Source organism: Bacillus sp. 3G2, assembly GCF_044324725.1.
Taxonomy (GTDB): Bacteria; Bacillota; Bacilli; order Bacillales; family Bacillaceae_G; genus Bacillus_A; species Bacillus_A mobilis.
The window spans coordinates 2,771,584-2,793,859 of the sequence record NZ_CP172246.1; the positions used below are offsets into that span (position 1 = coordinate 2,771,584).

Genomic DNA, 22,276 nt, shown 5'->3' on the forward strand with positions numbered 1-22,276 from the left:
TATGAATGGATCCCTAACATCATTTACATTCTTCATAACTTTTCGTTGTAATCTAAATTAGGAAGAATAGGAGCTTTTTTATATACAAATAATAACTCTCAAGGAGTTGTTGAGATGCATTTCATATTAAATATGTTAGGGATTTTCATTGTAATCTTATTCGTTTTCCTATGTTCGCCTAATAAAAAACAAATAAAATGGAGACCAATCGTTATTCTCATCATATTGGAGCTCTTTATTACGTGGTTTATGTTAGGTACGAAGCTTGGCAGTATTATCATTAATAAAATTGCTTCATTTTTCAGTTGGTTACTATCATGCGCGAATGAAGGTATTCGGTTTGCATTTCCTTCCGCTATGGAAAATCAAACTGTTGATTTCTTCTTTAGTGCATTACTTCCTATCATTTTTGTTATCACGTTCTTTGATATTCTTTCTTATTTTGGAATCTTAACTTGGATTATTGATAAAGTAGGTGCAATTATTTCAAAGATTTCTCGTTTACCAAAGTTAGAAAGTTTCTTTTCGATTCAAATGATGTTTTTAGGAAACACTGAAGCACTTGCCGTTGTCCGTGATCAATTATCTGTTTTAAAAGAAAATCGTTTATTAACTTTTGGAATTATGAGTATGAGTAGCGTTAGCGGATCCATTCTTGGTGCTTATTTATCAATGGTTCCGGCAACATATATTTTCAGCGCAATCCCTTTAAACTGTATTAACGCATTAATTTTGGCCAATGTATTAAATCCTGTGGAAGTTACGAAAGAAGATGATGTCGTATATACACCTTCAAAAGATGAAAAAAAAGATTTCTTTTCTACTATTTCAAACAGTATGTTAGTCGGGATGAATATGGTTATCGTTATTTTAGCTATGGTAATTGGTTACGTGGCACTAACTGCATGTTTAAACGGTATTTTAAGCTTTTTCATAACAGGCCTAACAATTCAAAAAATCTTTTCTATTATCTTTAGTCCCTTTGCTTTCTTACTCGGCTTATCAGGCAATGATGCTATGTATGTAGCTGAATTAATGGGGATCAAAATAACCACGAATGAATTTGTTGCCATGATGGATTTAAAATCGAATCTAAAGTCGTTACAACCACATACGATTGCGGTTGCAACGACATTTCTAGCTTCTTTTGCTAACTTTAGTACAGTAGGTATGATTTACGGAACTTACAATTCATTATTTGGCGGAGAAAAATCATCCATAATCGGTAAAAATGTTTGGAAGCTTCTTGTTAGCGGAATGGCTGTATCCTTATTAAGTGCTATGCTCGTTGGACTATTTGTATGGTAAATATATAAAAGACACTCAAGGTAATTGAGTGTCTTTTATTATTATTATCGAATTTGTCCATTTCCACGAATCACGTATTTAGTAGAAGTTAATGCAGGAAGTCCCATCGGTCCCCTTACATGTAGCTTTTGTGTACTGATGCCAATTTCTGCGCCGAATCCGAATTCAGATCCATCAGTAAAACGAGTTGATGCATTATGATACAGTGCAGCCGCATCTACAGCTGTGAAGAATTTACCGACGTTTTCCTCGTCTTCTGTAATAATTGCTTCAGAATGCATAGATCCATACGTATTTATGTGATGAATCGCTTCTTCTATAGAAGAAACTACTTTCACTGCCAGCGTGAGTGATAAAAATTCAGTACCCCAGTCTTCTTCTGAAGCAAGTACAATTGAAGAATCAATCGCCAGTGCTTTTTGATCACCACGTAACTCCACGCCTTTTTCCTTCAATGATGAAAACAATTCGCTACCAAATTGCTGCGCCCACTTCTCATGAAGTACAATCGTTTCAATTGCATTACATACAGATGGACGCTGCGTTTTTGCATTTATAATAATATCAATTGCCATTTGTTTATTCGCTGTTTCATCAATGAAAATATGACAATTTCCTGCACCCGTTTCAAGTACTGGAACAGACGCTTCTCTCACTACAGTATCAATTAATTGTTTGCCACCTCTTGGAATAAGAACATCTAGGTAATCGTTTAATGTAAACAACTGCTTTGCGCTATCCCGCGTTGTATCTTCTATAAGCTGTACACTTTCTGGAGGCAAGCTTGTTTGTTTGAGCGCTCGGTGAATAACAGCAACGATAGCTTTGTTAGAATTGATAGCAGAAGAACTACCGCGTAATATTACTGCGTTTCCTGTCTTCAAACAAATGGTAGCAGCATCTACTGTTACATTCGGCCTTGCTTCGTATATCATACCAACAACACCCAGTGGTACACGTATCTCCTGAATAAATAATCCATTTGGTCGCTCCCATTCACTTACACATCCTCCAACAGGATCACGTAATTCAATTAACTGCTTAATCCCCTCTGCCATATCAATAATACGCTGTTCATTCAACATTAGACGATCTAGAAGTGAATCAGAAAATCCTTTTGCCTTACCTTCTTCTAAATCACGTTTGTTTTCCTCTAAAATATAAGCTACTTCTACTCTTAACTGATCCGCAATTGCAGCAAGTGCTTCATTTTTTTGATTTGTAGATTTTAGTACAAGTTCTCTAGCAATTTCTTTCGCTTTTTTTCCTTTTGCCAACACTTCATTCATTTTTATTTCCTCCTTTTTAAAATCACTATTCTTAAAGTGAAACCCAATAATCTCTGTGAATGACTTCATAATTATGCCTATCGCCTCTTGCTTGAATATCTTGGCTTTGCATACCTTTTACATCTCTTAGTTCCTCTGCGCTATATGTGCATTGCCCTTTTCCAATGACGCGCCCTTGTTGTGTCATAACTTCTACGACATCGCCAACTTTGAAAAATCCTGACACATTTGTAACGCCAGCAGGAAGAAGACTCTTACCATGCTGAATGATAGCAGTAGCTGCTCCAGCATCTATTTCAATTTGTCCGCTAACAAGCGAATGCAAAGCAATCCATTGCTTGTTCATCTTCATTTCTTTTTGAGGAGCATTTCCGACATACGTTCCATCACCTTTGCCCTTTAAAACATCTACAAATTTCTCTTGTCCACGCCCTGTTCCGATAAATACACTCACGCCCAGAGAAAGTGCCGTCTTCGCAGCATCAATTTTTGATTTCATACCGCCAGTCCCAAGTTTGGACCCAGCATCTCCTGCAAGAGAAGCGATTTCTTCTGTAACTTCAGGAAGGAAATAATACTTTTTCGCATCCACATTTTTCTGAGGATTTTTGTCGTATAAACCGTTCACATCCGTAAAAATCATTAGCATATCTGCTGAAACAAGCCCGCCTACTAAAGCTGACAGCATATCGTTATCACCAAACGTCAGCTCCTCTAATGAGATGGAATCATTTTCATTAATGATTGGAAGAGCAGAACGGTTTAGTAACTCTCCTAAAGTAGCGTAAGCATTACTATATTGTTCTTTTCTAGAAAAATCACTTCTCGTCAGCAATAGTTGCGCAGTAACGATGTCATATTTACGAAATTCCTCCGTGTACGCCTGCATTAACAAACTTTGTCCAACAGCAGCAGCAGCCTGTTTTCCTTTAATCGTCACAGGTCTGCTAGGATAGCCTAGAGCAGAAAAACCTGCAGCGACGGCCCCAGATGTAATTAACAAAACTTCATGCCCTTCTTCTTTCAATCGAGCCAATGCAGCAACGTGATCTGAAAGTTGTTCTTTAGAAATGCCTCCGTGACTATCTGCCAAGGAACTGCTCCCAATCTTTACAACAATTCGTTGTTTTTTCACTTTTATATCCCCCAAGTCTAAAATCAAAGTTTTTTATAGATTACACTTTTATTCATTCGGCTTGCAGCGACTTCTATTCTCACAAATGCTGCACCTAGCCTATTAAAGAGCAAAATAAAAATGACCGCTTCGCCCTTAATAAAATAAAAAGGACGAAACGGTCATTGTTCCGCGGTACCACCTTAATTGATATACATAGATATCCACTTGGCGCCTATAACGCAGGCGAACGCTTAAACTTTCATTTAAGACTCAGGGATAGGTTCGATATATTCTATACGAGGAATCTTTCAGCCGGTGAATTCCACTCTCTTTCGCAAGAAGACATATGTACTATTTCCCTTCAACGATTTTCGGTTTAATTTTTTATATTATGCGATATAATTTAATTTGGTGTCAAGAGGTATTATAAAAATAAATAGAGCGGCAAATTATTTGTATGAGATTATTACCCTACTGAATGAAAATACAAATCGATATAAATTTAACTCAGATTCATCAACATAGTACCTTAAATTAAAGTGTATATATTTACATAATGTCGAATATAATTGATTTTTAACTTTTGGTGTTGCAAAAAGGAATATATTCTCTTAGAATGTTTCTTTATATTGCATGTAGATGTTATTGTTATTTTAAGATAATAATTTCAAAAGGATATAATTTATTATAAAAGGAGCAAGATTGAGTAATTATGGACAAACAAATTGGATTCATCGGATGCGGAAATATGGGGATGGCTATCATTGGCGGGATGCTAAACAAAAAGATAGTGTCTGCAAATCATGTTATTTGTTCGGATTTAAACACTACGAATTTAAAACACGCTAGCGAAAAATATGGGCTAACTACGACTACTGACAATAATGAAGTAGCTAAAAATGCTGATATTTTAATTTTATCAATTAAACCAGACCTATACGCATCAATCATTAACGAAATCAAAGAAGTAATCAAAAACGATGTTATCATCGTAACAATCGCTGCTGGAAAAAGCATCAAAAGTACAGAGGAATCTTTTGATAAGAAATTAAAAGTTGTACGTGTAATGCCTAATACCCCTGCTCTTGTTGGAGAAGGAATGTCTGCATTATGTCCTAATGAAATGGTGACAGAAAAAGATTTAGAAGATGTGCTAAACATTTTCAATAGCTTTGGTCAAGCAGAGATCGTAAGTGAAAAATTAATGGATGTTGTTACATCAGTAAGTGGTTCTTCACCAGCATACGTATATATGATTATAGAGGCGATGGCAGATGCTGCTGTACTAGACGGTATGCCAAGAAGTCAAGCATATAAATTCGCAGCTCAAGCTGTATTAGGCTCTGCTAAAATGGTACTAGAAACAGGAATACATCCAGGTGAATTGAAAGATATGGTTTGTTCTCCTGGTGGAACAACGATAGAAGCTGTAGCAACATTAGAGGAAAAAGGCTTACGAACAGCTATCATTTCAGCAATGAAACGCTGTACACAAAAGTCTGTTGAACTGTCTGGTCAAACAAAAAAATAAAACGATAAAAGAGATTACATTTGTTATGAATTTAGTTAAAAAATAGTGTATTACGTACTCTCTCGCTTTCACTAAATGATAAACGGACAAACTCATAGATACTTGAGTTTGTCCGTTCTTTTGGTTATATTGAGATAATTTTATTTATCTCTTCTTTTGAGATTTTAGTTTTATCCCTTCCTTATTCCCTACTATGATTGTGTAATTTTATTAGAAATAAGTAATTTTTCAATACATTTCGGTAACATATCTAATAATGTTTCAAATGCGTAATTTACATCTAGACGTTCTGTCCATTGATGTGCATCTTTTCCTACCGGCCCCATATTTAATACTGGAACATCAAACTCTTCTAATTCCTGAAGCGGAATCGAGTAACCTTTATCCCATAATGGCATATTGTCTACAAGTGAACTCATTGAATCTAGTGGATTTTGTAAGCCCACATAGCTCAAATCTGAAATTCCTCCAAAATAATTTTGGTTTTCAAATGTAATGTTATGATTGTAATGTGCATACTTTTCCATTTCTGCAACTACTTCTTTAATTAACGGGTTGTTACGGGAACTTACAGCTGGATAATATGGCGGAGCAAAGAAAACTACAATCATCGGCGCCTTTTCTTTACATAAAATAGCTAGTTTATCTACTAAATCAATTGTTACCGCACGATCATCTTTATCTTCCCTATTTTCTATTATACTAGATTGAATATCATCTATTTTCTCTTGCCCATATTGTTCAATTGCATAAGCGATAAGCTCTTCATATGTTAATACATTTACTTTCATATTAGGCGGTATAAACGGATTATATTTAGAAAAACGATATGCTTGCTTTTCATATGATTCTTCTATTTTCTCTGCTACTTTCGTTACTTTTTGACGTAACAATGAAACGACATCTGTCATTGATTTTTCTAGTAAAAACAAATTAAATAATGTAACAGCACGATGCGGAATTTGGACAGAATAATCCTCCTTTAAGTCCCTTTGAAGTAAGTTAGTTGGCGGAGGACTCGCTTCCCCTTCTACAATATCACAAAGGTCTGTATTCAACTCTAATTCTGCTGTTATTAATGAAGCCATATAACTCCCATTTAAGCCTGCAAATGGTTCACCTACATGTGTCTCTTTTCCGTAGCAAAGAAATCCAGGTAACACTTTACCAATAGTACCAGTATAAATATACTTATTTTGGTCACCAGGGTGTCGTGAAAACATAGGCTCTGAATTTAATACCGTTTTATAATCCAAGTTATGTTCTCTTGCTAACTCTAGTAGTCTTGGAACAGCAGCTCTCATCCCTACAGAGTTCACTTCTTCATCTGGAACAGCTAACAAAAGAACATTCCCGTCAAATCTTCCTTCACAAGCTTGCTCAATCATCGCTATTTGTAACGCAAGGCCGCATTTCATGTCCATTGTTCCTCTACCAAATAACCAATCTCCTTGTTCTATATCCTCACGTACATGATCTGGTAGTTCATCTTTATGAGAATAAAACATAGACGTTAACTTTTTAGGATTGAATGCATCTTCTTTCCACACGCCGTAATCTTGTACATCTACAACATCAAAGTGACTAACTAGAATTACTGTATTTTTTGTACTATCGCTTTTCTTTACGAGGGCTGTAACAAAATATCGTCCGTCTCCTGTCGGATTTTTTTGCAAATGATGCGGGTTTTCTTTGAAGTACTGTAAATCAGATAATTGTTCCACAACAAAATCTGGCAATATAACTTCAGCTTCTGTACCTGTAATACTAGGAATTTCAACAAGACCGCTTAATAATTGAATCAATTGTTCTTTTGATTGCCACTTTGACATAGTAATCCCCCTATTTTTCCGCATTATGAAAATGAATTCCAGTATATGAATAAAAAATGACGACAGCTATCAAAATTATAATTCTGATGTACTGCCGATTTTTATTGATATTTCATGAGCTGCTTGTTTTACCTTACTAATAAGAAAAGATAGTCGATCATCATTAATGCGATGACTAATTAACCCAACACTTAATGCTCCTACTACTTTATGATTAAATCCGATAATAGGTGCAGCTACTGAAGCTGTCCCTTCTGTTTTTTCACCATAACTTACCGCATATCCTTCATTTCTTATTTGCTTTATTTGCTCTAAAAGAATGCGCTTTTGTTCTGGTAAAGAAGAAAGTAAATGTTCTACAATATGTTCCGTTTCATTCGTTTTCATATTGGCAAGCATCGTTTTATTTGCAGCACCAATTGAAAGTGGAATCTGTTCCCCTAAGTTATCGATAACTCGAATTTTTAAAGGACTATCAATTCTTTCAATGATAATAGAATGTGTTCCATTTGGAATGTTCAAATACACACTTTCTTCGACCTCAGAAGCTAACCGCTTCATCACTTCTCTTGCTACAGATCTGTAGTCTACTTTCTCCAATTGACGTAATCCTATTTCCATCCACATTGGCCCAATTTTGTACTGTTTCGTTTCTGAAATTTGCGTAACTAACCCATGCTCGATTAGAGAATTAAGTAATCTATGTACTGTACTAACTGGGAGATGTGTTCTATCCGCTATATCAGAAATAGCCCAATACTCTTTTTCATTAGTAGAATTTAACAACTTTATAATACTTATCGCTCGATCAATGGACTGTACCATAACTCACCTCAACTTGACTTGTAATATGTTAGTACGCTCAATTACCTATCAATTTAACAAAAATTCAAAATGAAATCAATCTGTTTATTCAATTTTCTAAAAATAAAAATATGTCGCTAATAATAATTTGAAAGCGCAAACAAAAAAATATTGACTTTTCTTTTTAATTATCTGAAAATTATAACAAGATTTCACATCACGGAATACATTCCACAATACGGAAAAATATTAAACTTTAATCTATCAACTACGAAAGTGAGGAAAACAATGTCGCAAGTAAACAATACAAACAATGAATTAAAACGTACGATGAAAAGTAGACACTTATTCATGATTGCACTCGGTGGTGTGATTGGAACGGGGTTATTTAACGGATCTGGCTTTATTATAAGTCAAGCTGGACCTGGTGGATCCGTACTTGCCTTTATGGCTGGTGGATTATTAATGTATTTCGTTATGCTTTGTCTTGGTGAACTTGCTGTAGCTATGCCCGTTTCAGGTTCGTTCCAGGAATATGCCACTAAGTTCATTAATCCTGCAACTGGATTTACAATCGGATGGTTATATTGGTTAAGCTGGGCAAATACGACCGGTCTTGAATTTACAACGGCCGGCATTACAATGCAGCGCTGGTTTCCTGATATTCCTGTTTGGGTTTGGTGTTTAATATTTGGCGTTACAATCTTCACTATAAACGCATTATCTGCTCGTAGTTATGCAGAAACAGAATTTTGGTTTTCAAGTATAAAAGTATCTGCCATTATAGCTTTTATTATTCTTGGCGGCGCCGCTATGTTCGGTTTTATTGATTTAAAAGGCGACGAACCAGCTCCGCTATTTTCAAATTTCGTGAATCATGGTGGTTTATTCCCAAATGGACTTGCAGCAATCCTATTAACAATGGTTACAGTTAATTATTCCTTCCAAGGTACAGAACTTGTCGGAATCGCAGCAGGTGAAAGTGAAGATCCAGCAAAAACTTTACCACGTTCTATTAGAAATATTATATGGCGCACGATGTTTTTCTTCGTCTTAGCAATCTTTGTTCTCGTTGCTTTAATTCCTTGGGAAGAAGCAGGGTTAACAAAAAGTCCATTCGTTGCTGTATTTGATAATATCGGTATTCCATATGCAGCTGATATTATGAACTTTGTTATTCTTACTGCTGTTCTTTCTGTCGCAAACTCTGGACTGTATGCCGCAACTCGCATGCTTTGGTCGTTATCAAAAAATGAAATGGCTCCTGCCTTTTTAAAGAAATTATCATCACGAGGAATACCTCTAAACGCTTTAATTTTGACAATTTCTATTTCTGCTTTTTCCCTTTTGACAAGCGTTGTAGCTGCTGAAACGGTTTACTTATGGTTAATTTCCATTTCTGGCGTCATAACAATCATTGTTTGGATGTCAATTTGTGTCTCTCAATTCTTTTTCCGTAAACATTATTTAGCAGACGGTGGAAGACTAGAAGACTTAAAATTTAAAACTCCACTTTATCCACTTGTACCAATTCTTGGTTTTGGATTGTATGGCATTATATTAATCAGTCTTATCTTTATCCCTGAACAACGACTTGGAATCTATTGCACTGTACCATTTATCATCTTTTGCTACACGTACTATCACTTTAAAGTTAAGAAAAGAATTACTACTAACACTCAAAGTGAAACTAAAATTAGCAAGACTATGTAATACTATACTTATATATAAAAGACCGTGCATAGCTTTCACGTTATGTGCGGTCTTTTATCATACTAATTCGCTTTAAAATTATATAATGGCTTAATAATGTGCTTTATATCTATTGTTTCTTTCGTATTTTCGATAATTTCATCCATTGGCTTGTAAACCATTGGTGCCTCATCAATTGTGCTTTCTACTACTGATGTAGTCCAAACCTCTGTCATCGTATTTTGGAAGTCCTCTAGACTCAATAATTCTTTAGCCTTCTTACGACTCATAATACGTCCTGCCCCGTGCGGACCAGAAAAGTTCCAGTCTGGATTACCTTTTCCAAATGCAATAATTGAACCATCTCTCATGTTAATTGGAATAATGACTCGTTCATCTTTCTGAGCTGAAATAGCACCTTTTCGTAGAATCATATTTTCTATGTCAATATAGTTATGTATTGTAGTAAATTGATCCGTAATTTTCCAGTCCATTTTCGTAACAATTTCATCAATCATTGCTTTTCGATTTAACGCAGCATACTTTTGGGCAATATTCATGTCATTCATATAATCTTTGAATCCTTGCCCTTCTAAATAAGCTAGTTCTTTACGAATCTTAGGCTTCTGAATTCCTCGTAAAGTTTCTTGTATTTCTTTTGCTCTCCCTTCTTCAGTTAATCTCTTAATAATCTCATCTTTCATTGATGTGACATCAATTAATTGTTCATATGCGAAATTTTGGTAATACTCTGCTATTTGTTTACCTAAATTACGAGAACCACTATGAATGACAATATATACATTCCCTTTTTCATCTTCATTTAATTCAATGAAATGATTTCCACCTCCAAGAGTACCTATACTTTTTTGAGCCCTTTGTAATGTATATGGCGCCTTTACACCATCAAAATCAATCATTTTTGAGAATCGATGTTCTTTATCTCGGATACGAAAACCACTTGGAACAAATTTACGAATTGTTTCGTCTAAACAATCGAAATTAATTTCTTCTTTTTTCTTATCAATCACAGCAACTTCCATTCCACACCCAATGTCTACCCCTACAAGATTAGGAACAATTTTATCTTGTATTGTCATTGTTGTCCCAATCGTACAACCTGCTCCTGCATGTGTATCTGGCATAATACGAATTTGACTATTCTTTACGAATTCTTGGTTACAAAGATCAATAATCTGCCCAGTCGCAGTCTCATCAACGTTATTCGTAAATACTTTCGCTTCATTGTATTTCCCTTGTAATTTCAACATCTTTCATTTCCCCTTCCTTTTGAAAGAATTATTTTATTACGTTGTTTCTGTTCTTATATTTACTATCATCCACCTTCTGCTTTCCATTATATATGTACGATGTCCTTCACAATAATAAAAAATTATTATGATTTAAATTGTTTGCATAATATAATTATTGTCTTCTTGGATTTATACCTATACATGAGCTTCCCTCACCCTCAATATAGTCCATATATTATTTAAACAAAAACTCCCCTTACATCGAAAATGATTAAGGGGAGTTTTATATAAGATAAAATTATAGTTCAGATTTCACTCGAACAGAAACATTGTTTTTAATTATATTTTTGAACTCTTTAAAGCTAACAAAATTGTTACTTTTCTCATCCCATAGTCGGAAGCGAAGTGAACGCAAGCTTGTAGCAAGAGTAATCGTAGGTACATTTTTTAACGGAAGCGTATTATTGTGTGCCTCTTCTAATTTATAGTTAGGTACCCTTGGGCTTAAATGATGAACATGATGGAATCCAATATTACCAGTTAGGAATTGCAAGATTTTTGGAAGTTTATAGAATGAACTTCCTTCCACTGCAGCTTTCACATATTCCCAATCTTTATCCTCTTCAAAATAAGAATCCTCGAATGTATGTTGTACGTAAAACAGCCAAATCCCTACTGAACCTGCTATTAAGAATATCGTACCGTGTACTAGTAAGAACGATTGCCATCCAATTGCCCAGCAAAGTATAGCGATTAAAGCAACGATTATAATATTCGTCAAATAAGTATTCATACGTTCTTTCTGTCTAGCACCTTTTCGGTTAAATCTATTTTTAAGCAAGAAAACATAAATCGGCCCTAATCCAAACATAACAAATGGATTGCGATATAAGCGATATGCTAAACGAAGTCTAAATGGCGCAGCTGCATATTCATCCACAGTAAGCGTCCAAATATCTCCTGTACCTCGCTTATCCAAATTACCACTTGTAGCGTGATGAATAGAATGTTCATGCCCCCATTGATCAAATGGGAATAAAGTTAAAACACCCATACATGTCCCTACTATTCTATTTGTACGACGGCTTTTAAAGAATGAATAGTGAGTACAATCATGAAAAATAATGAAAATTCGCGTCATAAAACCAGCGGCTAACAGAGATGGAACTACTGATAACAAATAAGAAACGGACAAACTTTTATAAGCAAGGTACCATAAAATAATGAATGGCACAATTGTGTTAAAAAGTTGCCACACACTTTTTTTAATCGTTGATTTTTCATACGGAGCAACTTGTTTTTTTAAATTTTTAGTATTTTCTAATGTCATTGGTCTAATTCCTTTCCTTTATGTTGCTAATTCACATTATAGCATACTATTAGTATCAGGTGTTAAAAGTAGATGTAATAAATATTATATATTATAAAAATCTCTTTTTTCTTACTCATTACTTACAATTTACTTACGTCCAAAATAGCTTATATAATCAGGAAAATAAAGCATTTCATTTATGAAAGAAGCTTATATTTTTTCCAATAAATATATATAAAAACAGAGAACTTTTTCACTTTTGCACATCTTTTTATCCCTTTAATTGGCAAATGATTTTTCAATTTGTATTTCTGTAGCAATTTCTTTCTCACAAGAAGAAAAGAGCTGCCACAAGTCAGATTTCACCGACTTATGACAGCTCCTTTTCACTTTATTTTAGCGATGGATCCAAACTGCACCTGCAGACTTATCATCAGCTTGACCTACTACTTCAAACTTCAATCCTAGTCTCGGCAATTTACGTCCGGCATCTGGAATAACGCTATTGATGTATTGCTTAGAATCATCAAATTTCGCCACTCCTGGTAATCCTTTATAATCAAAGATGCCGCGAGTTGGTGAATCTACTCTCCATGCTGGCGTTTGATCAAATGAGAATGCCGCATCGGCAATTTGATAACGCGTACTGCTCTTCACAGTTGGTTGACCGTTTAATGTTCCTACAATTGCCTCTGGATGAGAATCTACTACCCCAAGGAATCCTTCGCCTGGATGAACACCTACCCAGTTATCTGTAAAGCTTTGATCCGCATACCACACGACCATTCCTGTATTAAATACTGGACCACGTGCATGTTGTAACGCCGTGTCAGATCCAGCATAATTTCGCCACTCAATATAGTAGTTATTTTTTTTCTGTTCAAATCCGTTTGACACAGTAAATCCTTTTAGCGTCATTGCTGGCTGGCCTTCTGCATCATCAGAGAATACAACTTTTCCATCTACAGTTAATGCTGCATTGTCTAACGCAAATCCTTTATAAGCTACTGCAATATCTGTTACATACTCAAATTGCAGTTTTACTTTCTTTCCTTTGAATTGACTTAAATCGTATGATTTATCAACCCACTTACCATCCGTTGTATCTACGCCGGCTTTTACATCTTTTTCGCCCATTCGATCAATTCGCGTCTTCGTTCCATCTTCTGCAATCGCATTTACGTCAAGGAAATCATACTTCGCTTCCAGTTCATAAAATGCCTTATAATCAAACTTAGCGTCTTTTGCATTTGTTAAGTCAAATACTGGTGTCTCAAGTGTTGTATGAATATCATTTCCTTTTGTGCTGTAATAAAACTTCTTACCAAATGCCGATTCGATATTTTTTATATCTTTGTCTGGTAAGTTAACTCGAATAATTCCTGGTCGTTTTGATTTTGTAACACTTTGATCTAAATATGTTGCAGTACCGATTCCTGTGCGTAGTTTATCGTAATCTACCTCAACGATATTCGCCCAGTTACCCTGCATATTCTTTTGGAAAAATTCTTTATTTTGTGGTGAGAAACTCGTTGGCTCTGTTCCTGCAATTTTTCCAGCCCAGCTACCACCACTCATAATAGACCATGATTCAACAGGTTCACCTTGTCCAGAGTACTTTGTATCATATTCATCCGGTAATCCTAAATCATGACCGTACTCATGGGCAAACACACCAACTGCTCCATCTTCAGGCTCAATTGTATAATCGTATGCAGCCATCTTGCCGCCCCAGTTCGAAACAGAAGATTTCGTACCATCAATCGCATATGGTTTTGATCCTAGTTTTGAACGATGAGACCAAATCGCATCATCTTTTAATTTACCACCGCCAGCTTCTTGACCCACGCCCGCATGTACAACCATTAAGTGGTCAATAATTCCATCTGGCTCGTTTTTATTTCCATCACCATTTTGATCGTATTGATCAAATTGATCATAATCTGCTAAATTGATACCTTTTGCTACAGCTGCTTTTAATGCCTCTTTCACAAGATCACGTGGCCCTAAAGGACCTTTGTTATCATGACCAGTTCCCGCATCCGCACCATAATCTGATGCTTTTCCTGGAACAGTAAGCCATTCTGTTACAGTTCCATCAACTGTGTAGCTACCGCCAGATTGTTCCTCATAATACTGTTTAAATGTATTAATCTTCGATCCATCAAATAACGTAAATGGCTCATCACCAAATAACATTTTTTGATAATGTTCACGATTAAAGTCCTTAGAATACATGTAACCTGGTTCTTGATCAATATTATTATGCTTAAAATCGCTAAATTCTACGAGTAAAACAAGTACTTTATCTTTTCGAACAGCTCCATTGTACTCAGCTTGCTTCGCTGGTGTAGTCGGTACTTTTCCATTTAATTTTCCAGGGTTCAATCCTGCACCTTGTCCAGCTACCGGTCCTACTTCGGGCTGCTGTGCCTGTTCATTTTCCTTCATTTTTGCATCTTTTACTTTTTTCATAAAATCTGAAGCTTCTTGCGTAAGGTTATCACCTGTTATGATTTCTTTTCCAGGGTTTTCCCCTTTCTTTTTCTCAACATAGTTTTCGACAGCCTTTGATGTCTCAGCTTGTGATGCAGATTGATCAATTACTCCCCTTTGTTTCAACGCTTCTGCCAAACGCTCCTCTGGTATTAAATGCTCATCAATTGGTAGAGATGGTGGCGTATCAGCATACGCTGCATGACTTCCAAAAGCAAACGTACTACTTAGCACTGCCGCTGTTGCTAAAACTGATAATGGTTTTAACTTCTTATTCTTTTTCAATGCTCTTCCTCCCCAGTGGTTGCAAATTATCGTTTTTTTGCCGATAGGAACATAATATTCGTTATAATACGAATATTCAATCTTTTTAAAGAGCTAAAATGTTGAGAAATATTTTTTAGGGTGAAAAATATAAGATAAATAAACTTACAAGAAGTCCATTTTAGAAGTTGTGATTCTCTTTACTCTTGTTTTCAAATGAAATTTCAGCTACACAAAAAATGCCAATTCCTAAGTACTAGCTAAGGAATTGACATTTCTTTAACGAGAATGCTTTATGAATAAACGGATTGCTTCTTCTGGTACATAGAACTTGCCATTACTTTCTACAACTACACTACCTAATTCATATTCTTTATTCTTAATACGAATTATATTTTTATTTACAAATAATTGAGCTTTTACATGATTACGTTTTACTATGAGCACCGGGTTTTCTGCATCCGTTTTGTCTATTGTTACAGTTGTACCGTTTTGTTTAAAGCCTGATTCACTCTCTACAAATAATTTGTTTGTTACTTCTTCTAAGTTAAAGCCCATCGCTTTCGCCATCGTCTTCGCAACGTCTGTGTTTTGGATCAAACCGTATGGCTTTTGAGGACCGTAAGAATATAAAAACACATCCTCACCTGTATGCCCTCCTGTTGTGAAGCCAATATTTGCACGGTTAGCTAGTAATGTAGTAAGTATTGGACCAATATCCGATTTCTTTTGTACAACTTTTAATTTTCCTTTTTCAGCTTCCGTTAAGTTATTTAAACCGTAAAGTGAAGCAACTTCTACTATATTTGATAAATCATTATTTATTTTTTGGGTTACCCCTTCAAGTGTCATTTTCGCTTTTTTTAATGGCCCTATGTAAGCATTTACTGGTGTTATATTATATCCCTTTGTCGTATTCATATTTCCAATAGAAATCCCACTATTACCATGGTCAGTTAAAGCGATGAGCAGTGTATTCTCATCATTTTTTGCAAATTGTAATGCTTTTGCTACCGCTTGATCAAATGCTAATACATCACTAATCATCCCAATTGGATCATTCACATGAGCTGCCCAATCTGGCTTACTTCCTTCCACAAATAAAAAGAAACCATCTTTATCTTTTGATAACGTTTGAATTGCTTTTTCCGTCATTTGAGAAAGTGTCGGTTGCTCCGGGTTTGTTGCTTCACGATCCATATCGAACGCTAAAGCGTTATGTGAAAAAGAGCCCCAAATCTTCTTAGATTTAGAGTTCAATAATGCATTTTTCGTTTCAACAAAATCGTACCCTTTGTCTTGAATCACCTTTACTAAATCCTCACCATCTTTTCTATTTATAGATAGTAACGCCGATTTTCCCCCGCCTAATACGACATCTATATTTTGATATACTTGTTGCTCTGCAATTACGTCAAAACGCTTGCGGTTGACATGGTGAGCAGAAAACCCGGCCGGAGTAGCATGCTGAATTTCAGCTGTAGCAACAATTCCAGTTGCACGACCAGTACGTTTTGCACCTTCTAAAACATTGGAAACTGGCCGTAACTTGTCCTCTTCTTTTATTGGTTTTAAACCAGGTGAACTTACAATAGAAGGTAATACACCTACATATCCTGAATTCGATTTATTCCCCGTCGCTAAAGCTGTAGCTGCTGGGGCTGAGTCTGTAATAGCTGATTCCGCCGAATATGTACGAACCCCTCCTGTTACCATTTCATCTAATGCAAGTGGTTTCCCTTTATACAAACGAGCTAATGTCGTTGCTGAGGAGCTCGTTCCGTCCATAACCATTATGATGATATTTTTTGGTTGACGTTCTACTTTTTTCACTTTCGCTTCCACCGAATAATAATTCATCATGCTTTCCGTACATAAAATACTTAGTGTGATTGTTCCTACTAACAGTAACTTCTTCATCAGTAAACCCAAATTCGACATTGTTGTTCCTCCGTATGTTTTACATTCATTTATATATGTTTTATTAGTCCCCAATTTTCATGAAGCTAACAATCATTACTTTCACTTTCTTTTATTAGTAAAATAACCGTACATATCATAGCTTTTTATGTTCAAATAACTAGAGACCACACCTTTTTATAAAATCGTCTTATCATCCTCTTCCCTAAATTGTATTTCTCAATAAAAATCCGATTAAAATGAATAAGAATTTATTGTTAAACGATAAATTTCATGTTAAATTAAAGAGATAATTTAAAAATGAGGTGCTTTATATGAAACAAGGATCAACACTCTTTTTAAAGACAGCAATCATCCTTATCGGTATTCCTGTTTTTGCTTTGTGTATATTTTTAATTCCTAATATCGGGAATTATACAGCGAAATTGTACCCGGATGTCGCATATATAAAATATCTTGTTTTAATCAATCTATATGCAACAGTGATACCTTTTTATTTTGCTCTATATCAAGCCTTTAAACTTGTAAGCTACATTGACAATGGTAACGCCTTCTCGAAATTATCTGTTAGAGCTTTAAAGAAAATAAAACAATGTGCTGTTACAATTAGTATATTATATGCAGTAGGCATGCCACTTTTCTATCTTGTAGCAGAGAGAGATGATGCACCAGGTATTATTATAATTGGGATGATCCTTATCTTTGCTTCAATGGTTATCGCAGTCTTTGCTGCCGTTCTCCAAAGACTTTTAAAAGATGCGATAGATATAAAATCAGAAAATGATTTAACGGTCTGAGGTGAATAACATGGCAATAATAATTAATATTGATGTAATGTTAGCGAAAAGAAAAATGAGTGTAACTGAACTTTCAGAGAAGGTTGGAATTACAATGGCTAACCTTTCTATATTAAAAAATGGAAAAGCAAAAGCAATTAGAATTACAACTTTAGATGCTATTTGTAAAGCGTTAGAATGCCAACCAGGGGATATTTTAGAATATCAGCCGGAAGACAGCGAATAAAAAGAGTCCTTCCTACAAGAAGGACTCTTTTTATTGCACATTACGGCGCAAAACTAATTTGACCAGTAAATAATAATATAATCGTGATCATCCAAAATATAAGTAATGATAAGGACAATATTATTGAAATAATAGCAATCCCCTTCTTCTCTGTTTGTTTCGTCATCGTAATGCTAGAAAGTATGATACCTCCAACTGTGAGGGCAACTGTAATATAATCTCCCACTACATTACCTACATTCGCTATCCTTGTCGGTGTAATAAAAACGAACAGAAAACATAAAATACCGATTAGTAAAGATATGTAACTTATTATGCTGTACTTCTTTTTAGGAACTATTTCAGTTTTCATACTCATCCACCCTTCTCTATAGCTATGTGTTCATATTAACACAAATAACCATAATTTGGTTAAAATCAAAAAAACAGATACAGCGGAAACCTCCACTGCATCTGTTTTTATTTAATAAATAAACCTGCTATTTCTTCTTTATCATTATAAGTTATAATATATGTCCGTTGTTCCTTGCTATACTTTGCTACAAGAATAACAGTATATAGACCATCTTTTTCTTCAATCGATTGTTTTTCAATTTTTTCGAACGTACCGGCTTTCTCAATTACAGGTGTAAGATCTTTCATTTTTTCTTCTGGCAATCCAGCTTTCATTTTACTATCAAATTTTTCATGCACGTCTTTATACTTCGCCTCATTTAATAATGTTACAATTTCTTCCGCCTTCGGAATAAACTTTTTTGACGTACTTTCATCTACTTTATTACCGGTACAAGCTGCGAGTGCGAACGCCGCGATAGCACTTATTATAATTAGTAACATTCTTCTCATTTTCATACACCCTTTCTTTTTAAAATAAAACTATAACTAAAAACGAGTACAGCACAAATTGCTATTGAAACTTCTGACATAATGATCCCGCTTTTTCCTGGTACATATAACAATATAATGCTAGCTATTGCATTTGCAGTCCCATGGATGAGAATTGCATATACAACATAACGAAATTTCTTTTGGACGACAGCATGCAATACAATGAAGGAAAGCCCAATATGCAATACCATCGCGAAGATGCGCTCAATACCGGCGAAATAGTAACTGTCGCCATTTTGAATGACTGTTTGTGAAAATAATAGAGATATTACCGGAATTCCAACTATCAACACCGCCTCAATACCACCATGCCCTGCTCCAAATAAAAAGCCAGACTGCCAATCTCGTTGCTTCATAAAATAATGCATTGCAATAAAACGAGCTACCTCTTCAAAAATTCCAGCTGATAAACTAAGCAAAAGTACAAATAGTACAGGCTGCATAACAGAAAACATTTGAAAATTTGTGCTAGTTCCATTTACATAATTCAGTATTGGTATGCGGATCAATATTTGTGATACAACAAAAGCCAATACACCTAACATATATGGAATATAGCGTTTCTTCCAAAAAGCATATAAAAGTGCTACAAGCGGTAAACCAAAGCTAATCATTGTTGTAAAAATAAGACCATTCATCTCGCTTCACCTCTTACTTAAAGTGTATATAAACGAGTGAAGGAAGTATGTAGTTCTTTCCTATTCGGTTTCATTTTCATCTTAGATGGTCATTTCATCTCTTTTAAAATGAATGTTTGCGTGAAATAAGGACTTACATAAGTTGTTTCTAACGTCGCGTTATTTGTTTTATTCATAATCCGTTTTAACGAAAATAACCCGTATCCTCGAGTACCTTCTTTACTTGAATAGTTCTTCTCATAAATTTTTTGCAAATCAATCGCTTCACTCTTTGAACTATTACGCACGATAAAATATTGTCGTGAATCCATTTCAAAGAATGCGATTTGCAATATCTTTTCCTCACTATGTACTGCTTCTTCAATTGCATTGTCTACTAAAACTGAAATGATACGAATAAATGAAATAATCGTCATCGAAACACTTTCGATGTTCTCTGGTATATCGAGCATTACTTTTATTTGTTGGTGCTGGGCAGTGCTAACTTTCGCCCTTAATACACTTCTCACTTCAGGAATATGTATGCGAGATAATTTCGCAATATCAAGTTCATGATCATTTATTGTTTTTAATGTAGGAGCTATCACGTCATAATACACTTGCTCAATTTCTTTCACATTTTTTGTACGTATGCCCTCCTCTAACGATAGTAATACATTCATATAATCATGACGGAAACTAGTAAGCTCGTCATGCATATCCTCTAACCTCTCCACATAATCTAATAACTCTTTATCTAAGCGTTTTTCATGCTCTTCTTGTAATTTTTCTTTCGATAAGTGTGAACTTATTAACACAATGATTAGTAATAATAAAAATATAATAATCGCTGAAATATAACTTACTTCACTGTATTGTTGATTTAATTGTGCTAATAACGCAGAAGATGGCTGAGTTAAGATTAGTTCAATAATAAATCCGGCAATTAATAAAATATAAGTTACATAGTATAGCGGACTACCTACTATATATTGAGCAATTTTTTGGATTCTTTTACGAGCTACTAAAATACCGATAAAAGTAAGGATTGATACGATAAGATGAATAATACTACCTGTCCATAAATATAAATTGAATGGCGTTAACATAAAGATTTTCATCCCTAAATCAAATAGCAGCATTTTCACTAACGTAATAATTACCATACTCACAAGTGCAAAATATACATTATGCTTAAATTGCAATTCATTTTGCATTAATCCTAAACTTATTAAAAATAACACAATCGTACTATTCAACTCTGGATATCTAGTTACCGTTACAACAACTGCAAGTAAAAGAATGAATACTGCACTTAAAGCTATTAACATTCTAACTGACAATCTATTGTACCGGATTAATTGAATATATAAAAACGTATGACTTATACTAGTAAGCAGTATTGCAAATAGATCATAAATATACATTACATCTCACCCTTTAATATGTTACGTACTTTACTCACTAAACGACGTGATACTGGAATACGTTTCCCGCTTTTTAAAACTATCATTTTTTGCTTCGCATCGTAAGAAGACAATTGCTTCGTATTCACAATATATGATTGATGACAGCGAAATAAACGTTCATCTATTATTTCAATTTCTTTTAAAGTCCCGTAAAAAGAAACGATTCGATCTAACGTCACTAATGCTAAACGGTGCGGTTCATCAGTCATAACATATTCAACTTCATGAAACGGAACCCGCACAGTCGCATTACTATTTTCAACGATAAAGTCATCGGACGGAATAAGATGCTTATTACGCGCTTCATATTGGAGTAAACATTGCTCAAAAACGTTATGCCTCTCCTCATATGGCAATCCTTTATCAATAAATGTTAAAGCTGATACCATGTATTGATACGAAATAGGTGCAAATTCAGAATGTGTCGTTACAAACACAATAATCCCTTGCGTATCATACTTTCGTATTTCTTGCGCCACTTGTAACCCTTTCCGTTCTTCTCTTTTTATCTCTATATCTAAAAAATAGATTGGGATATACTTCGCCTTAGAAATGTTAGTAATGATGTTTTCACTTTTACTAGTTACCTCTATAAAATCAAAAGGCAACATATATTTCTCGCAAATCTCTTCAACTAGCCGTTTCATTTGCTGCGCTTGTATGACATCATCTTCTAAAATGAAAATACTCATGTGATCACTCGCTTTATAGAAATCTTTTTATTTATAGATTTATCTATAAATATATAATTCAAATCTTTATACCAATCCTCTTCTAAATATTTGTAAGTATTAATTTTCTATCGTTTTTATAAAGCATAGAAAATAACCTCTACTTTCAAGCAAAAAGTAGAGGTTTTATTTAATTCATCTATAAAATAACCTCTCTATCAATTATTACATTAAAAAATTCCGAGTAATGCGATAGAGAATAATCTGCTACATCACAATTCCCTTGAAACATACATGTTGAAATATCTAATTCTTTTGCAGGTAGTAAATCTAATTCTCTATCACCAATAGCTAAGTCTATATTGTGCTTTTTATGCAAATGATCATAAGATAAAGCGTTCGGTTTTCGGGGGAAGCCATCGTCAATTGTAACCATGTCTACGAAGTATTTGTCCCAGCCGTAATGATTTAATATTGATAATACCCCGGCTCTATCTTTGTGAGTCATAATTACATTTTTATCAGCAAACTTTAAAACCTCTTCCACCTTTTCAAATGGTTTAATATCTTCTATCCTAATACAACTCTCTAATACATCAATTTTACTTAATTGTTTTTTAGATATTTCATAATAATCAATTGCGTGTGAAAATGAAACCTTTAACTTTGTATAGATTTCTTCTTCACTTATTTCCTTCCCTAAAACTTGAGAAAGAATTTTTGTATAAACTGGATACGTATCAAATAACGTCCCATCAAAATCCCATAAAATATTCATTCTGTTCACCTT

Annotated in this window: 19 protein-coding genes and 1 other annotated feature; of the genes, 5 read left to right on the forward strand and 14 right to left on the reverse strand. The window is 34.7% G+C overall.

Annotation, left to right across the window (positions count from 1 at the left end; translation table 11 throughout):
• The first annotated feature begins 114 nt into the window (after positions 1 to 114).
• Positions 115 to 1,308, forward strand: coding sequence for a nucleoside transporter C-terminal domain-containing protein (locus tag ACHZK0_RS14245; protein ID WP_262742844.1), 1,194 nt, complete (start codon positions 115 to 117; stop codon positions 1,306 to 1,308).
• A gap of 44 nt (positions 1,309 to 1,352) precedes the next feature.
• Here the strand turns inward: ACHZK0_RS14245 and ACHZK0_RS14250 are convergent, their stop codons facing one another.
• A complete protein-coding gene (locus tag ACHZK0_RS14250) occupies positions 1,353 to 2,597 on the reverse strand; it encodes a glutamate-5-semialdehyde dehydrogenase (protein ID WP_270343758.1) in 1,245 nt (414 codons plus the stop codon).
• A gap of 31 nt (positions 2,598 to 2,628) precedes the next feature.
• On the reverse strand, positions 2,629 to 3,732 hold the full coding sequence (gene proB, locus ACHZK0_RS14255; protein WP_262742842.1) for a glutamate 5-kinase: 1,104 nt from the start codon (positions 3,730 to 3,732) through the stop codon (positions 2,629 to 2,631).
• A 145-nt stretch (positions 3,733 to 3,877) separates the two neighbouring features.
• Positions 3,878 to 4,088: a binding site (T-box leader), on the reverse strand.
• A gap of 338 nt (positions 4,089 to 4,426) precedes the next feature.
• Between proB and proC the strand changes: the two genes are divergently transcribed.
• The gene (proC, locus tag ACHZK0_RS14260) at positions 4,427 to 5,245 is read left to right on the forward strand and encodes a pyrroline-5-carboxylate reductase (protein WP_395760523.1); all 819 of its coding nucleotides are present in this window, start codon (positions 4,427 to 4,429) and stop codon (positions 5,243 to 5,245) included.
• Between the two features lie 191 nt (positions 5,246 to 5,436).
• Here proC and ACHZK0_RS14265 read toward each other — a convergent pair whose 3' ends face one another.
• Positions 5,437 to 7,101 (reverse strand): M20/M25/M40 family metallo-hydrolase, encoded by a 1,665-nt coding sequence (locus ACHZK0_RS14265; RefSeq protein ID WP_395760524.1) that lies wholly within the window; start codon positions 7,099 to 7,101, stop codon positions 5,437 to 5,439.
• A 51-nt stretch (positions 7,102 to 7,152) separates the two neighbouring features.
• Entirely contained in the window at positions 7,153 to 7,902 is a 750-nt protein-coding gene (locus ACHZK0_RS14270; protein ID WP_262742839.1) for an IclR family transcriptional regulator, read from the reverse strand.
• Positions 7,903 to 8,169: 267 nt separating this feature from the next.
• Between ACHZK0_RS14270 and ACHZK0_RS14275 the strand changes: the two genes are divergently transcribed.
• Entirely contained in the window at positions 8,170 to 9,594 is a 1,425-nt protein-coding gene (locus ACHZK0_RS14275; RefSeq protein ID WP_262742838.1) for an amino acid permease, read from the forward strand.
• Positions 9,595 to 9,656: 62 nt separating this feature from the next.
• On the opposite strand, the gene ACHZK0_RS14280 is transcribed toward ACHZK0_RS14275, so the two are convergent.
• The 4 genes from ACHZK0_RS14280 to ACHZK0_RS14295 all read right to left on the reverse strand — a co-directional run bounded on the left by ACHZK0_RS14280 (position 9,657) and on the right by ACHZK0_RS14295 (position 16,839).
• Positions 9,657 to 10,844, reverse strand: a complete 1,188-nt coding sequence (locus tag ACHZK0_RS14280) for an RtcB family protein (RefSeq protein WP_395760525.1) — start codon at positions 10,842 to 10,844, stop codon at positions 9,657 to 9,659.
• A gap of 280 nt (positions 10,845 to 11,124) precedes the next feature.
• On the reverse strand, positions 11,125 to 12,156 hold the full coding sequence (locus ACHZK0_RS14285) for a fatty acid desaturase (protein ID WP_061679885.1): 1,032 nt from the start codon (positions 12,154 to 12,156) through the stop codon (positions 11,125 to 11,127).
• A gap of 378 nt (positions 12,157 to 12,534) precedes the next feature.
• Positions 12,535 to 14,919, reverse strand: coding sequence for an immune inhibitor A (locus ACHZK0_RS14290; protein ID WP_262742835.1), 2,385 nt, complete (start codon positions 14,917 to 14,919; stop codon positions 12,535 to 12,537).
• 258 nt (positions 14,920 to 15,177) lie between these two features.
• On the reverse strand, positions 15,178 to 16,839 hold the full coding sequence (locus ACHZK0_RS14295; RefSeq protein ID WP_395760526.1) for an alkaline phosphatase: 1,662 nt from the start codon (positions 16,837 to 16,839) through the stop codon (positions 15,178 to 15,180).
• Positions 16,840 to 17,132: 293 nt separating this feature from the next.
• On the opposite strand from ACHZK0_RS14295, the gene ACHZK0_RS14300 reads away from it, so the two are divergent.
• Both ACHZK0_RS14300 and ACHZK0_RS14305 read left to right on the forward strand, forming a co-directional pair.
• Positions 17,133 to 17,615 (forward strand): DUF2975 domain-containing protein, encoded by a 483-nt coding sequence (locus tag ACHZK0_RS14300; protein ID WP_262742833.1) that lies wholly within the window; start codon positions 17,133 to 17,135, stop codon positions 17,613 to 17,615.
• Between the two features lie 10 nt (positions 17,616 to 17,625).
• Complete coding sequence (locus ACHZK0_RS14305) at positions 17,626 to 17,841, forward strand: helix-turn-helix domain-containing protein (RefSeq protein WP_002084833.1); 216 nt, start codon at positions 17,626 to 17,628, stop codon at positions 17,839 to 17,841.
• Positions 17,842 to 17,881: 40 nt separating this feature from the next.
• On the opposite strand, the gene ACHZK0_RS14310 is transcribed toward ACHZK0_RS14305, so the two are convergent.
• The 6 genes from ACHZK0_RS14310 to ACHZK0_RS14335 all read right to left on the reverse strand — a co-directional run bounded on the left by ACHZK0_RS14310 (position 17,882) and on the right by ACHZK0_RS14335 (position 22,264).
• Positions 17,882 to 18,193, reverse strand: a complete 312-nt coding sequence (locus ACHZK0_RS14310) for a hypothetical protein (RefSeq protein ID WP_098374019.1) — start codon at positions 18,191 to 18,193, stop codon at positions 17,882 to 17,884.
• Between the two features lie 107 nt (positions 18,194 to 18,300).
• On the reverse strand, positions 18,301 to 18,687 hold the full coding sequence (locus tag ACHZK0_RS14315; protein WP_262742832.1) for a DUF3887 domain-containing protein: 387 nt from the start codon (positions 18,685 to 18,687) through the stop codon (positions 18,301 to 18,303).
• A gap of 2 nt (positions 18,688 to 18,689) precedes the next feature.
• Positions 18,690 to 19,367 (reverse strand): YhfC family intramembrane metalloprotease, encoded by a 678-nt coding sequence (locus ACHZK0_RS14320; RefSeq protein WP_262742831.1) that lies wholly within the window; start codon positions 19,365 to 19,367, stop codon positions 18,690 to 18,692.
• 89 nt (positions 19,368 to 19,456) lie between these two features.
• Complete coding sequence (locus ACHZK0_RS14325; protein ID WP_262742830.1) at positions 19,457 to 20,773, reverse strand: GHKL domain-containing protein; 1,317 nt, start codon at positions 20,771 to 20,773, stop codon at positions 19,457 to 19,459.
• Entirely contained in the window at positions 20,773 to 21,507 is a 735-nt protein-coding gene (locus tag ACHZK0_RS14330) for a LytR/AlgR family response regulator transcription factor (protein ID WP_262742829.1), read from the reverse strand. Before ACHZK0_RS14330 ends, ACHZK0_RS14325 begins: the two co-directional genes overlap by 1 nt.
• Before the next feature lie 178 nt (positions 21,508 to 21,685).
• On the reverse strand, positions 21,686 to 22,264 hold the full coding sequence (locus ACHZK0_RS14335; RefSeq protein ID WP_395760527.1) for an HAD-IA family hydrolase: 579 nt from the start codon (positions 22,262 to 22,264) through the stop codon (positions 21,686 to 21,688).
• Positions 22,265 to 22,276: the final 12 nt, after the last annotated feature.

Coding starts and splice junctions, on each gene's coding strand:
- ACHZK0_RS14245 (WP_262742844.1), top strand. CDS start 115: ATGCATTTCATATTAAATATGTTAGGGATTTTCATTGTAATCTTATTC.
- ACHZK0_RS14250 (WP_270343758.1), bottom strand. CDS start 2,597: ATGAATGAAGTGTTGGCAAAAGGAAAAAAAGCGAAAGAAATTGCTAGA.
- proC (WP_395760523.1), top strand. CDS start 4,427: ATGGACAAACAAATTGGATTCATCGGATGCGGAAATATGGGGATGGCT.
- ACHZK0_RS14265 (WP_395760524.1), bottom strand. CDS start 7,101: ATGCGGAAAAATAGGGGGATTACTATGTCAAAGTGGCAATCAAAAGAA.
- ACHZK0_RS14270 (WP_262742839.1), bottom strand. CDS start 7,902: ATGGTACAGTCCATTGATCGAGCGATAAGTATTATAAAGTTGTTAAAT.
- ACHZK0_RS14275 (WP_262742838.1), top strand. CDS start 8,170: ATGTCGCAAGTAAACAATACAAACAATGAATTAAAACGTACGATGAAA.
- ACHZK0_RS14280 (WP_395760525.1), bottom strand. CDS start 10,844: ATGTTGAAATTACAAGGGAAATACAATGAAGCGAAAGTATTTACGAAT.
- ACHZK0_RS14285 (WP_061679885.1), bottom strand. CDS start 12,156: ATGACATTAGAAAATACTAAAAATTTAAAAAAACAAGTTGCTCCGTAT.
- ACHZK0_RS14295 (WP_395760526.1), bottom strand. CDS start 16,839: ATGTCGAATTTGGGTTTACTGATGAAGAAGTTACTGTTAGTAGGAACA.
- ACHZK0_RS14300 (WP_262742833.1), top strand. CDS start 17,133: ATGAAACAAGGATCAACACTCTTTTTAAAGACAGCAATCATCCTTATC.
- ACHZK0_RS14305 (WP_002084833.1), top strand. CDS start 17,626: ATGGCAATAATAATTAATATTGATGTAATGTTAGCGAAAAGAAAAATG.
- ACHZK0_RS14310 (WP_098374019.1), bottom strand. CDS start 18,193: ATGAAAACTGAAATAGTTCCTAAAAAGAAGTACAGCATAATAAGTTAC.
- ACHZK0_RS14315 (WP_262742832.1), bottom strand. CDS start 18,687: ATGAGAAGAATGTTACTAATTATAATAAGTGCTATCGCGGCGTTCGCA.
- ACHZK0_RS14320 (WP_262742831.1), bottom strand. CDS start 19,367: ATGAATGGTCTTATTTTTACAACAATGATTAGCTTTGGTTTACCGCTT.
- ACHZK0_RS14325 (WP_262742830.1), bottom strand. CDS start 20,773: ATGTATATTTATGATCTATTTGCAATACTGCTTACTAGTATAAGTCAT.
- ACHZK0_RS14330 (WP_262742829.1), bottom strand. CDS start 21,507: ATGAGTATTTTCATTTTAGAAGATGATGTCATACAAGCGCAGCAAATG.
- ACHZK0_RS14335 (WP_395760527.1), bottom strand. CDS start 22,264: ATGAATATTTTATGGGATTTTGATGGGACGTTATTTGATACGTATCCA.